Genomic DNA, 12439 nt, shown 5'->3' on the forward strand with positions numbered 1-12439 from the left:
TCTCGGGGGCGGGCGGGGTGCCGGTGGTGGAGGTCGCCGTGGCGCTCGCGGTGCGACCGGCCGAGTCGATCACGACGGCCTTGTAGCGCAGGGCCGTTCCGGCGGGGACGTCCTTGCCGACGGTGTGGGTGACCTTGTAGGGGGCGTGGTCGGCGGAGCCCAGCGTCTTCCACCTGCCGTTGCCGGTCTGGGCGGCGAAGACGACGCGGTTGAGCTGACCGCCGTCGACATCCGCGCCGATCTCGACGGTGCCGGTGGCGCCGGCGGCCGGGACCTTGAGGGTGAGGGACGGCTTGGCGGCGGGCTTGCCGAGCTTGCCGGCGGCCTTGAGGACGACGGAGGAACCGGCCGGGACGGTGACGGTGACCTTGCGGTCGGCGTCGCTCTTGACCTGGGCCTTCGTCCCGTAGATGCCCTTGAAGGTCATGCCCGCCGAACCGGTCGCGAAGGTCGCCGACCTGGCGTCGTCCGCGTTGTTGAAGGCGACGACGTACTCGACGCCGGTGCGGGCGTCGGTGCGGGAGAAGGCGTAGACGCCGGCGCCGTCGGCCGCGTAACGCTCGGTCTGGACGCCGTCGGCGAGGGCCGGGTGCGCCTTGCGGAGCCCCGCGAGCGCGCTGATCTGCCGGTAGAGCGGCGCCTTCGTGTCGTAGGCGTCCGTGGCGTGGGTGCGGTCGGTGCCCAGCTGGTCGTCGTCCAGGTAGTCGGCGACCTTGGAGGCGAAGAGGGTCTGGCGGGCGTCCTTGTCGCCGCCGGCGCCGGTGAAGCCCTGCTCGTCGCCGTAGTAGACGACGGGGTTGCCGCGGCTGAGGAACATCAGCTCGTTGGCGAGCCGGTCCTTGGCGAGCAGTTCGGCGTCGGTGGCCTTCGGGTCGTCCTGCTGGAGGAAGGTCCCGATGCGGCCCATGTCGTGGTTGCCGAGGAAGGTGACCTGCTCGTACGCGTTGGCCTTGTCGGTCGTGTACTTGTAGTCGTCGCCGAACACGGCGGCGAGCTTCTCGGCGCTGCCGCCCTGGGAGGCGTACGCCCGGGCCGCGTCCTGGAAGGGGAAGTCGAGCGTGGAGTCGAGGCGGCCCCGGGTGACGTACGGGGAGGTCACGGAGGTGTCGGCGGAGTAGACCTCGCCGAACATGAAGAAGTCGTCCCGGCCCTTCTTCGCCGCGTACGCGTCGAGCGCGGTGGCCCACTGGGTCCAGAACTCGGTGTTGACGTGCTTCACGGTGTCGATGCGGAAGCCGTCGATGCGGAAGTCCCTGACCCACTTCTCGTAGATCTTCTCCATGCCCTCGACGACCTCGGGACGCTCGGTCCACAGGTCGTCGAGGCCGACGAAGTCGCCGTAGGTGGCGGACTCGCCGGCCCAGGTGGAGTCGCCCCGGTTGTGGTACATCGTCGGGTCGTTGAGCCAGGACGGGACCTTGAGGTTCTTCTTCGACGGCGCCACGACGGGCGTCCGGGGGAAGGAGTCCCGGTCGACCTTCGGGAACGCCTTCGCGCCGTCGGCGTAGTCGGCGTCGTCGAAGGGCTTGCCGTCCTTGGTGAGGTAGGGGAAGGCGCCCTTGGAGAGGTAGTCGTAGGACTTCTCCTTGTAGTCGACGACATCGGCCGTGTGGTTGGTGATGACGTCGAAGAAGACCTTCATGCCCTTGGCGTGGGCCTTGGAGATGAGGGTCTCCAGGTCCTTGTTGGTGCCGAAGTGCGGGTCGACCTTGGTGAAGTCGGTGATCCAGTACCCGTGGTAGCCGGCGGAGGCGTTCTCGCCGGTGCCTTGCACAGGCTGGTTCTTGAAGATGGGGGCCAGCCAGATGGCGGTGGTGCCGAGGCCCTTGATGTAGTCGAGCCGCTGGGTGAGGCCCTTCAGGTCGCCGCCCTGGTAGAAGCCCTTGTCGGTGGGGTCATACCCGGTGGCGAGGCGGGAGCCGGTCAGTCCTCCCTTGTCGTTCGCCTTGTCCCCATTGGCGAAACGATCCGGCAGGACGAAGTAGAACTGCTCGCGGGTCAGGTCGTGGCGGGCGGGCTCGGCGGCCAGCTTCGCGTCGGACGGCGGCGGGGGCGGTGCCGCGGCCCCCGCCGCGAGCGGCTGGACGAGCGCCGCGGTCAGCGCGGTCACGGTGACCGCGCCGACCACGGCGGCCCGTTCGGCACGGGCGGTACGGCGCCTCGACGGCGTCGGCCATCTCGGTATCACAGAGGGGCTCCTTGCGATGACGGCTCTGGGGGCGTTGTGAAAGTCCCGCACAACACCCTCTTGTGGGTCCGACCCCGCGCGACCGTATCGCCGCCGAAAGGTTTTCAGCAAGAGGCTTGAAAGCACCGGTAAGTGCTTTCAGTTCACTACGAGAGGGTCAACAGCCGGACTTACCGGCATAGATCGCCAGCGCGGTGTTCGAACCGAGGGTGGCGGTGAACTGACCGGAGCCGTTCACGGACACCGTCGTGTTGTTCTGGACGTTGCAGTACGTGCCGGCCGGGAGCGAGGTCTGGTACGTCCGGGTCAGGCTGCCCGACTCGTGGTTGATGGCCACGAAGCCCTTGCTGCCGCGCCCGAAGGCGATCGCGTCGCCCCCGTTGTCCCACCAGTTGGTGACGGACTCACCGCGCGTGGCGTTCCGGAAGGGCACCATGCGCATGATCTCCGGCCAGGCGTGCTGGCACTTCCAGCCGTCCTGCCAGCAGGCGTTGACGGTGCCGCCGTTGGGCGGCCCGGCGTCCGTGGAGGAGAACTCGTAGCCGGAGTTGATGTCCGGGGCGCCGTACGGGTACGCCAGCATGAAGACGTTGGCGAGGGTGTAGGTGGCGTTGTCCTTGTAGCTGAGCGTGGAGCCGTTGCGCTCGGTGTCGTGGTTGTCGACGAAGACACCGGCGACGGAGCTGTTCATGTAGCCCCAGCCCTCGCCGTAGTTCTTGAGGTAGGCGAGGTTCTCGTTGTTGAAGACCCGCTTCAGGTCGAACGCGTAGCGGAACTCCTGGACGTCGCCGTTGCCGGTGTACTCGGCGGGCTGGACAGCCTCGCCCGCGCCGTAGATGGCCTCCTGCTTCCAGTAGACGGAGGGGTTGGTCAGCCGCGACTTGATGGCGGCGAGGTCGGCGGCCGGGATGTGCTTGGCCGCGTCGATACGGAAGCCGTCGACGCCGTACCCGAGCAGGGTGTTCATGTACCCGGCGATGGCCGAGCGGACGTAGTCCTCGCCGGTGTCCAGGTCGGCGAGGCCCACCAGCTCGCAGTTCTGGACGTTGCCGCGGTCCTGGTAGTTGGTGATCTGCGCGGTGCAGTTGTCGAAGTCGAACGAGGAGTACAGACCGGGGTAGGTGTACTTCGTGTACGACGAGCCGCCGGTGCCGGTGCCGCTGCCCGCCGCCATGTGATTGACGACGGTGTCCACGACGACCTTCACACCGGCGGCATGACACGTGTCGACCATGTTCTTGAAGGCGGTGGCGTCACCGAGCCGGCCCGCGATGCGGTAGCTCACGGGCTGGTAAGACGTCCACCACTGCGAGCCCTGTATGTGCTCGGCGGGCGGTGAGACCTGGACGTTTCCATAGCCGTTGGGGCCGAGGGTGGTGGTGCACTCCTTGGCGACCGAGGCGAATGTCCACTCGAAGAGGACGGCGGTGACGTCCTTCGTGCCGGGCGGGGAGGCGTAGGCGCTGCCCGTGGGGACGGCGAGCGCGAGGGACGCTCCCGCCGCGAGGGCGAGTGCGCCGGAGAGGGTTCTGCTGGCCATGTGGGGTCCTTCTCCGTTGAAGGGGTCCTGGGGGGCTCCGAAGGGGAGTTCGGAGGCCGGTGCACGCAAGATCGGTTGCCGTTTCTTGCTGCAAGATGGCTGAAAACTTTCAACCGACCAGAAGGTACGAGGCAGTTCGTAGAACGGTCAACCCTCCCGACACACGTTCTTCACCGCCACGAAATGTCTTCACGGATACAGGGGTTGGGGAAGAAGGGCGGGAGTGCTCAGCGCAGGTACTCGGGGGCGAACTGAGTAGGTGCGCTCTGTCGGGCGGCGCCGCGCGGCCGGGACGCTGATGGCATGACTCGACGACAGAGCAACCCCGCCGCCCAGCTGTTGACGGTTCTCGTGCTGGCAGTGGCGTCATCGGCGATGTGGGCCGCCTGGCTGGGCTGGGACCAGCGGCGGGATGTGCACCCCGACGGTTCGACGACCGGACCGTACGAGGCGTGGCAGGTGATCGGGCTGGTACTGACCCTGCTCGCGGCGGTGTACTGGGCGGCGTCGCACCGGTACTTCGTGGGCGCGGTGGCCGGGACCACGGCCGGGCTGACCGTCGCCTCGTTCTACGACTGGTCGGACGACGCGAGCGGCCTCTACGGCATCGGCGTGGGCCTGGTCATGCTGGGGAGCCTCGCCGCCACGGCCTCCGTCTCCGCGGTGATCGCCGCGGCGCGGGGAGACGGCGGCCGGGTCACGGCGTGACGGCCGTGCCCGCGGACCACGGCTGAGGCCCGCCACCCCTTCCGGGGCGGCGGGCCTCAGTGGTCGTTCCGGTCAGGCCGTCGTCCACCACACGGTGGTGTCCGCCGGCAGCTTCGCCTCGTCCCCGGCGACGGTCGGCTCGCCGCTGGCGACGAGGACCCGGCCGTACGCGGGGATCGTGACCGACTCGCCCGTGGTGTTGGCGACGCACACGAAGTCGCCCCGGCGGAAGGCGAGGACGCCCTCGGGGGCCTTCAGCCACTCGACGGAGTCGCCCGCGCCGAGGGCGGGCTGCTCACGGCGGACGGCGAGCGCGGTGCGGTACAGCTCCAGGGTGGAGCCCGCGACGCCCGTCTGCGCCTCGACGCTCAGGTCGCCCCACTCGGCGGGCTGCGGCAGCCAGGAGCCGCCCGCGCCGAAGCCGTACGAGGACCCGGTGCGGGTCCACGGGATCGGCACCCGGCAGCCGTCGCGGAAGCCGTCCTGGCCGGCGCCCCGGAAGTAGGCGGGGTCCTGGCGCACCTCGTCGGGCAGGTCGACGACGTCCGGGAGGCCCAGCTCCTCGCCCTGGTAGACGTAGGCCGAGCCGGGCAGCGCCAGCATCAGCAGCGTCGCCGCACGGGCGCGCCTGAGGCCCAGCTCGCGGTCGCCGGCGAGGCGGATCTGCGTCCCGAGGCCCGGCTCGTTGGCGAAGCGGGTGGCGTGGCGGGTCACGTCGTGGTTGGACAGCACCCAGGTGGCGGGCGCGCCCACGGGGCGCATCGCGTCGAGGGTGCGGTCGATGACCACCTTCAGCTCGGCCGCGTCCCAGTCGGTGCCGAGGTACTGGAAGTTGAACGCCTGGTGGAGCTCGTCCGGGCGGACGTAGTTCGCGGTGCGCTCGACGGTCGGGGTCCACGCCTCGGCCACGAAAATGCGTTCCCCGGCGTACTCGTCGAGCACCAGACGCCACTCGCGGTAGATGGCGTGCACGCCATCTTGGTCGAAGAACGGCATGACATCGTTGCCCAGCAGTTTCAGCTGCTCGTGGGAGCCGAGGTCGGGCAGACCGTCGGCCTTCACCAGGCCGTGCGCCACGTCGATGCGGAAGCCGTCGACACCCATGTCGAGCCAGAAGCGCAGGATGGAGCGGAACTCGTCGCCGACGGCCGGGTGCTCCCAGTTGAAGTCGGGCTGCTCGGGCGCGAAGAGGTGCAGGTACCACTCCCCCGGTGTGCCGTCGGGCTCCGTCACCCGGGTCCAGGCCGGACCGCCGAAGATCGACTCCCAGTCGTTCGGCGGGAGTTCGCCGCTCTCGCCCTGGCCGGGGCGGAAGTGGTAGCGGTCGCGCAGCGGCGAGCCGGGCCCCTCCGCCACCGCACGCTTGAACCATTCGTGGTGGTCGGAGGAGTGGTTGGGGACGAGGTCGACGATGACGCGCAGGCCCAGGTCGTGGGCGTCGCGGATGAGGGCGTCGGCGTCCAGCAGATTGCCGAACATGGGGTCGACGGCGCGGTAGTCGGCGACGTCGTACCCGGCGTCGGCCTGCGGGGAGGCGTAGAAGGGGGACAGCCAGACGGCGTCCACACCGAGGTCACGCAGGTAGGGCAGGCGGGAGCGTACGCCCTCCAGGTCGCCCATGCCGTCGCCGTTGCTGTCGGCGAAGCTGCGCGGGTAGACCTGGTAGATCACCGCGTCCCGCCACCAGTCGCGGCGGGAGGCGACCGTGGCGAGCGCGGAGTTGTCGGCCGGGTCGATGGCGGAGTGCTGGCTCATGACGTCCTTGGTACGTAAGGGAGTGCGGGGCATCGGAGTCTCGGATCGGTCGACGAGGCGGCCGCGGTGACAGCGGGGTCGGATGGGCACCGCGGCCGCCACCCGTACGACAAGGCGTACGGGAGTCTTCGGGGGTGGCGGGCTCAGCCCTTGGTGCCACCTGCGGTCAGACCCGTGACCAGGTTCTTCTGCACGAGGTAGAAGAACGCGGAGACGGGGATCGCGACGAGGACCGCCGTGGCGAACATGAGGTTCTGCTGGGCGTCGTGCTCACTGACGAAGCTCTGCAGGCCGACCGCGAAGGTGTACTTCGTGTCCGACAGCATGAACGTCGAGGCAAAGGCGACCTCCCCGAACGCGGTGATGAAGCTGTAGAACGCGGCCACCGCCAGCCCGGGCTTGGCGAGCGGCAGGATGAGCCGCGCGAACGTGCCGAAGGGGGTCAGCCCGTCGACGCGTCCGGCCTCGTCGATCTCGAACGGGATCGTGTCGAAGTACCCCTTCAGCAGCCATGCGCAGTACGGCACGGCCGTCGAGCAGTAGACGAGGATGAGACCAAGGTAGCTGTCGATGAGCTGGAGTTCCGACAGGATCTCGTACATCGGCACCATCAGTACGGCAACCGGGAACATCTGGGTCACCAGGAGCACCCACATGAACTTGCGGTAACCCGGGAACCGCATGCGGGAGACCGCGTAGCCGGTGGTCGCGGAGATCAGCACACCGATGACGGTCGTGCCGAGCGACACGACGAGGGTGCTGACCAGCCAGTCGAAGAACGCCGTCTTCTGCAGCACGAACGCGTAGTTGTCGAACGTCATCTTGCCGGGGATGCGCCCGGGGTGCAGATAGTCGTCCTTGTCCGGGCCGAGGGAGAGGAAGACCAGCCAGGCGATCGGGAAGAGCGCGATCAGGCTCGCCACGATGAGGACGGCGTGCGAGGTGAGGGAGCCGGCGAGGCCGCGCCCGCGCGACCGGCGCGCGGCAGCGGTCGGCGCGGGCGAGGGGTCCGCCGCAGCCGTGGTCTTGACGGTCGTGGTGCTCATGGGGGCTCCTGCCTCAGATCGCGAGCTGCTGCTCATCGCGGTTCAGCCAGCGGCGGTAGACGGAGGTGAAGACGATCAGGATGGCCAGCAGCAGGATGCCGTAGGCCGCCGACTGTGCGAAGTCACGCGGCTGCTGCCCGAAGCCGAGGTAGTACGCCCAGGTCACGAGGATCTGCGCCTCGGGCGCGGTGTCGCCGAACAGCAGGAAGATGACGGCGAACTGGTTGAAGGTCCAGATCACCCCGAGCAGGACGACGGTGGAGCTGACCGAGCGCAGACCCGGCAGGGTGACGTACCGGAAGCGCTGCCAGGCGCTCGCGCCGTCCATCTCGGCGGCCTCGTACAGGGAGGAGTCGATGGACTGGAGGCCGCCGAGCAGCGAGACCATCATGAACGGCACACCGCACCAGGTGTTCACCATGATCGCGGCGAACCGCTGCCAGAAGGTGTCCTCCAGCCACAGCGGGGCCGGCAGGTGCAGGGCTTCGAGGACGGCGTTGATGATGCCGCCGTCGGCGAGCATGAACCGCCAGCCGAACACGGTGACGAAGGTGGGCACCGCCCACGGCAGGACCAGGATCAGCCGGTAGAAGGTGCGGCCGCGCAGCTTCTGGTTGAGCAGCAGTGCGAGGCCGAGGCCGATGACGTAGTGCAGGGTGACGCAGAGCGCCGTCCAGACGATCGTCCAGACGAAGTGCGACCAGAAGCGGTCGTACGCGGTCGGGCCCCAGAGGATGTCGGCGTAGTTGTCGAAGCCGATGAACTCGTAGGTCGCCTCGATGTGGTTGACGCCGATGGTACGCGCCGAGTTGAGGCTGTTGGCGTTGGTGAGCGTGAGGTAGAAGCCGCGGACCAGCGGATACACCACGAGGACACCGAGCACGACGATCACCGGGGCGATCATCGCGTAGGCGTACCAGTGGCGCTGGTAGGAGTGCTTCAGACGCGACAGGGGACCTGGGCGCCCGCCCGGCTCACCGCGGCGCTTGCCGGTCGCTCGGTCGATGGCGACTGTCATCGTTCGACACCTTCTGGAAGATCACTGGAAGATCGGGCTGGGCTGGTACGCGGGCCGGTGGCCGCCGCGTCCGTCCCTCGACAGGTCGGTCGGACGCGGCGGCCACGCGGGGTCACTTGCTGTAGTCCGGGACCAGCTTGGCGATCGAGGTCTCCGCGCTGCTCAGGCCCTTGTCCAGGGACTTCTTGCCACCGGCGATGGCGAGCAGCTCGGTGTCGAGCGGGCCCCACAGCGAGCTGTACTCGGGCAGCTCGGGACGCGGCTGGGCGGCGGGGAGGACCGTCTGGTAGCCGGCGATGCCCGGGTCGGCCTTGACCTCGGTGGTGTAGGCGTCGTCACGCGTGGGCAGCGTGGAGTTCTTCAGGGCGATGGTCTCCTGGGACTTCGCCGAGGTCATGAACTTCACGAACTTCAGCGAGGCCTCCTGGTGCGCCTTGTCGGAGCCGGCGTAGACCGAGAGGTTGTGGCCGCCGGTCGGGGCGCCCGCCTTGCCGGTGGAACCGGCCGGGACGGTGGCGATGCCCAGGTTGGCCTTGTCCTTGAACGCGGCGCCCTTGTAGAAGTTCGTGATCTCCCACGGGCCCTGGATGATCGAGGCGACCTTGCCGTTGACGAAGGCGTCCTGGATGTGGGCGTAGGCGTCGGCGGTGGTGTCCGCCTTGTGCAGGCCCTTGCCGTCGAACAGGCTCAGCCAGGTCTCGTAGCCCTTCACGGCCGCGGGGGACTTGACCGTGACCTTCTTGGCGGCGACGTCGACGGTGTCGGCGCCCTCACCGTAGAGGAAGGGCTGGGCGTAGTACGCCTGGGTGGAGCCCCAGTAGCCGTCGACGCCGGTCTTGCTCTTGATGGTGGCGGCGGCCTTCTTCAGGTCCGCCCAGCTCTTGGGGGCCTCCTTGATGCCGGCCTTCGCGTAGAGCTCCTTGTTGTAGACCAGCGCGAGGGTGTCGGTGACGAACGGGACGCCGTAGGTCTTGCCGTCGTACTGGGCCTGCTTGATCAGGTTGGGCTGGAACTTGTCCTGGTCCGCGAGGGCGTCGGTGCCGTCCAGCGGCAGGAAGAAGCCCTTCTTGGCGAAGGCGGGCGTCCAGCCGACCTCGGAGCGCAGGATGTCCGGGGCGCCCTTGGAGCCGGCGGCGGTGTCGAACTTGTTCTGCGCCTGGTCGAAGGGCACGTTGACGTACTTGACCTTGATGTCCTTGTTGGCGGCCTCGAACTCCTTGACCAAGGCCTTGTACGTCGGTGCCTCATTGGTGGCGTTGGACGTGTCCCACCAGGTGATGGTGACCGGACCGCCGGCCGAGTCGCCGCTGTCACTTCCGCCGCAGGCCGTCGCCGCGAGGGCGAGGGACGCCACCAGCGCGGTGGCCGCTATGCCACGCCGCATGAGATCTCCTTGAGGGTTAAGCCCGTGTGCTGGAGAAGGGCCCCGTCCGCCGCTTCCTCCGAGTGCCGGCGCGCCGTTGCCGCCGCCGGGCGTGGCCGAACGTAACAGCGATGTAAGCCGGACGAAAGACCTTGCTGCAAAAAAGTGCAAGAAGCGGTGATGGTTACTCCGCCGTGACCTGCACTCAACTCCCCCGCGACCCGGTATCGGGGCCGATCAAGGAGGGTGTGGGCGGTCGTGAAAGACTCTGCAAGCTCTTGCCACACCGGGGCAGGGACGGCAATCATCAGCCCGTCAGCTCTTGCGAAATCCATCTCTTCGCGCAGGGGCACCCCCACGGACACCGACCAGAATCACGAGGGACCGCGATGACGCAGCAGCCCGCAGCGGGCCGCACCCCCGCCCGCACCCGACGCCGGGCCGGTGGGCAAGCGGATGCCCGGCCGGTACAGTCCGGTCCTGTGACCACACGGCTTGCCGACATCGCGACCCAGGCGGGGGTCAGCGAGGCGACTGTCAGCCGCGTCCTGAACGGGAAGCCGGGCGTCGCCGCGACCACTCGCCAGTCCGTCCTGGCCGCCCTCGACGTCCTGGGCTACGAGCGGCCGGTACGGCTGCGGCAGCGCAGCGCGGGTCTGGTGGGCCTCATAACCCCGGAGCTGGAGAACCCGATATTCCCGGCGCTGGCCCAGGTCATCGGGCAGGCGCTGACCCGGCAGGGATACACCCCGGTCCTCGCCACCCAGACTCCCGGTGGATCCACCGAGGACGAGCTGACGGAGATGCTCGTCGACCGTGGCGTCGCCGGCATCATCTTCGTCTCCGGACTGCACGCGGACACCTCCGCGGACATGCAGCGTTATGAGCAACTGCGCGCACAGGGTGTGCCGTTCGTGCTCGTCGACGGGTTCTCCCCCAAGGTGCAGGCGCCTTTCATCTCGCCGGACGACCGGGCGGCGATGAGTCTCGCGGTGACGCATCTGGCATCGCTGGGCCACACCCGCATCGGCCTGGCCCTCGGCCCCAAGCGGTTCGTGCCCGTGCAGCGCAAGATCGAGGGGTTCGTCCGCACGATGCAGGAGCTGCTGGGTCTGGAGGCCGCGGTCATCGAGACCGAGCTGGTCCAGCACTCCCTCTACACACTGGAGGGCGGTCAGGCGGCGGCGACGGCGCTCATGGACCGGGACTGCACGGCGGTGGTGTGCGCGAGCGACATGATGGCGCTGGGCGCGATCCGGGCGGCCCGGCAGCGGGGTCTGGACGTCCCCCGCGACGTCTCGGTGGTGGGCTTCGACGACTCGCCTCTGATCGCCTTCACCGACCCGCCGCTGACGACGATCCGCAAGCCGGTCCCCGCGATGGGCCAGGCGGCGGTGCGCACGTTGCTGGAGGAGATCGGCGGGACTCCGGCGCCGCACAGCGAGTTCGTTTTCATGCCGGAGCTGGTGGTGCGGGGGTCGACCGCTTCGGCACCCGGGGATCGCAGTCGTACTTAAGACGGAGAGAACGGGGGTGGGGACAATACGTGCGTATGAGACGACCCCTGGTGATACCCCGGAGAATGTGCGGAGAGAACCCGACCAGAGGATGATCGGTGGGGGATGGCTTATCTGGCAGACTCTGTGCCCATGGGTGAAACGACCGTGACGACACTGGAGGAAGGCCGGGAGCAGGCCGCTCCGCGGTCCGTCACGGACGCGCCGGAGCAAGGGCGTCTGCACCGGCTGAGGGCTCCGCGCCGCCCGCGTGTCTGGTTCGAGATCCTGCTGATCGCGGTGAGCTACTGGACGTACTCGCTGATCCGCAACGCGGTCCCGGAGCAGAAGGCCCAGGCCCTCACCAACGCCGACTGGATCTGGAAGGTCGAGCACCACCTGGGGATCGCCGTCGAGCAGACGATCAACCATGGGGTGAACTCGGTCACATGGCTGATCGTCGGCATGAACTACTACTACGCGACGCTGCACTTCGTGGTCACGCTCGGTGTCCTGGTGTGGCTCTACCGTAGTCATCCCGGTCGTTACGCGGCGACGCGTCTGGTGCTGTTCGCGACGACGGCGGTGGCCCTGGTCGGCTACTACTTCTATCCGCTGGCCCCGCCGCGCCTGATGACCGGCGAGCACTTCATCGACACGGTCGTGGTGCACCAGACCTGGGGCTCCATGGCGTCCGGCGACCTGAAGAACATGTCCAACCAGTACGCGGCCATGCCCTCCATGCACATCGGCTGGTCCCTGTGGTGCGGCCTGACGATCTTCGCGCTGGCCTCGGTGCCGTGGGTGCGGGTGCTGGGCCTCCTCTACCCGGCGCTGACGCTCGTGGTCATCGTCGCCACCGCCAACCACTTCTGGCTGGACGCGGTCGGCGGCCTGCTCTGCCTGGCCTTCGGCTACGCGGTGGCACGGCTCTGGTACGGATCGATGCCGTACGCGCTGCCGCGCCAGGTGACCGCGGGCGACGGGGGCCGCATGATGGCGCCGGTGAAGGCGTAGCGCGGCGTACCGCGCCCGCCCGGCGGCACCGCCGGGTTCAGCCCAGGTGGAGGCGGTCGGCGGGGCCAGCGTCGGTGAACGCGGCGGACCTGCTGACGGGCCCGGACGCGGAGCGGCTGACGGCGTGCGGGTCCCCTCCGTGCAACCGGTACCTGCTGCGGCACGGGCGCCGGCAGTGGTGCTCGACGCGGTGCGGGGACCGGGTACGAGCGGCGCGCGCGTACGCGCGGCGGACGCAGGGCGCCTGGTAGCTCGGGGCCGTGGGGTGCGTGGGCGGGTGCGGGTGAGTGGGGGTTGTTCGCGCAGTT

The 12439-nt window shown here is 68.8% G+C and carries 9 protein-coding genes and 1 pseudogene; 4 read left to right on the forward strand and 6 right to left on the reverse strand.

Translation table 11 applies throughout. The features are described from left to right. Both AOK15_RS31670 and AOK15_RS31675 read right to left on the reverse strand, forming a co-directional pair. Nucleotides 1-2188, reverse strand: a 2188-nt coding sequence (locus AOK15_RS31670) for an alpha-amylase family glycosyl hydrolase (protein WP_240508691.1), incomplete at its 3' end; no start/stop codon positions are given. Nucleotides 2189-2345: 157 nt separating this feature from the next. Next, nucleotides 2346-3728, reverse strand: a complete 1383-nt coding sequence (locus AOK15_RS31675; protein ID WP_055521772.1) for an alpha-amylase — start codon at nucleotides 3726-3728, stop codon at nucleotides 2346-2348. Nucleotides 3729-4031: 303 nt separating this feature from the next. On the opposite strand from AOK15_RS31675, the gene AOK15_RS31680 reads away from it, so the two are divergent. Next, nucleotides 4032-4436 carry a hypothetical protein gene (locus AOK15_RS31680; protein ID WP_055521773.1) on the forward strand — a complete coding sequence of 135 codons (405 nt, stop codon included), beginning with the start codon at nucleotides 4032-4034 and terminating at the stop codon, nucleotides 4434-4436. Between the two features lie 72 nt (nucleotides 4437-4508). Here AOK15_RS31680 and AOK15_RS31685 read toward each other — a convergent pair whose 3' ends face one another. From AOK15_RS31685 to AOK15_RS31700, 4 genes are all read right to left on the reverse strand, one after another. Next, a complete protein-coding gene (locus AOK15_RS31685; protein ID WP_055521774.1) occupies nucleotides 4509-6191 on the reverse strand; it encodes a glycoside hydrolase family 13 protein in 1683 nt (560 codons plus the stop codon). A gap of 143 nt (nucleotides 6192-6334) precedes the next feature. After that, on the reverse strand, nucleotides 6335-7237 hold the full coding sequence (locus tag AOK15_RS31690) for a sugar ABC transporter permease (RefSeq protein ID WP_055521775.1): 903 nt from the start codon (nucleotides 7235-7237) through the stop codon (nucleotides 6335-6337). A 13-nt stretch (nucleotides 7238-7250) separates the two neighbouring features. Further along, nucleotides 7251-8255 carry a carbohydrate ABC transporter permease gene (locus AOK15_RS31695; RefSeq protein ID WP_055521776.1) on the reverse strand — a complete coding sequence of 335 codons (1005 nt, stop codon included), beginning with the start codon at nucleotides 8253-8255 and terminating at the stop codon, nucleotides 7251-7253. Nucleotides 8256-8367: 112 nt separating this feature from the next. Continuing rightward, the gene (locus tag AOK15_RS31700; protein ID WP_055521777.1) at nucleotides 8368-9639 is read right to left on the reverse strand and encodes an extracellular solute-binding protein; all 1272 of its coding nucleotides are present in this window, start codon (nucleotides 9637-9639) and stop codon (nucleotides 8368-8370) included. 461 nt (nucleotides 9640-10100) lie between these two features. Here AOK15_RS31700 and AOK15_RS31705 point away from each other — a divergent pair, with 461 nt between their 5' ends. The 3 genes and pseudogenes from AOK15_RS31705 to AOK15_RS42920 all read left to right on the forward strand — a co-directional run. Next, entirely contained in the window at nucleotides 10101-11135 is a 1035-nt protein-coding gene (locus tag AOK15_RS31705; RefSeq protein ID WP_055521778.1) for a LacI family DNA-binding transcriptional regulator, read from the forward strand. Between the two features lie 132 nt (nucleotides 11136-11267). Further along, a complete protein-coding gene (locus tag AOK15_RS31710) occupies nucleotides 11268-12131 on the forward strand; it encodes a phosphatase PAP2 family protein (RefSeq protein WP_055521779.1) in 864 nt (287 codons plus the stop codon). 77 nt (nucleotides 12132-12208) lie between these two features. Then, nucleotides 12209-12382: pseudogene (locus tag AOK15_RS42920) on the forward strand (CGNR zinc finger domain-containing protein); the annotation flags it as partial. Between the last annotated feature and the right edge of the window lie 57 nt (nucleotides 12383-12439).

Source organism: Streptomyces ossamyceticus, from assembly GCF_001418475.1.
Lineage (GTDB): Bacteria > Actinomycetota > Actinomycetes > Streptomycetales > Streptomycetaceae > Streptomyces > Streptomyces ossamyceticus.